The sequence below is a fragment of the Acinetobacter sp. 22323 genome, from assembly GCF_052044895.1.
Classification (GTDB): Bacteria; Pseudomonadota; Gammaproteobacteria; order Pseudomonadales; family Moraxellaceae; genus Acinetobacter; species Acinetobacter schindleri.
The window spans coordinates 1-335 of sequence record NZ_JBQEOL010000063.1 but is presented as its reverse complement, the minus strand read 5'-3'; the positions used below and the strand labels follow the sequence as shown (position 1 = coordinate 335).

The following is a 335-nucleotide window of genomic DNA, read 5'->3' as shown; positions in this document are numbered from 1 at the left end:
GATGAGCCAGATTTGGTGTTTTGAATAAAGCACTATTGATTTTAAACTGAAGAGTTTGATCATGGCTCAGATTGAACGCTGGCGGCAGGCTTAACACATGCAAGTCGAGCGGGGGAGGTTACTTCGGTAACTGACCTAGCGGCGGACGGGTGAGTAATGCTTAGGAATCTGCCTATTAGTGGGGGACAACATTCCGAAAGGAATGCTAATACCGCATACGTCCTACGGGGGAAAGCAGGGGATCTTCGGACCTTGCGCTAATAGATGAGCCTAAGTCGGATTAGCTAGTTGGTGGGGTAAAGGCCTACCAAGGCGACGATCTGTAGCGGGTCTGA

The 335-nt window shown here is 49.9% G+C and carries 1 rRNA gene; it reads left to right on the top strand.

Annotated features, from left to right (window positions below):
* Positions 1-43: 43 nt before the first annotated feature.
* Positions 44-335 (top strand): 16S ribosomal RNA (locus ACTJIX_RS14900); the annotation flags it as partial.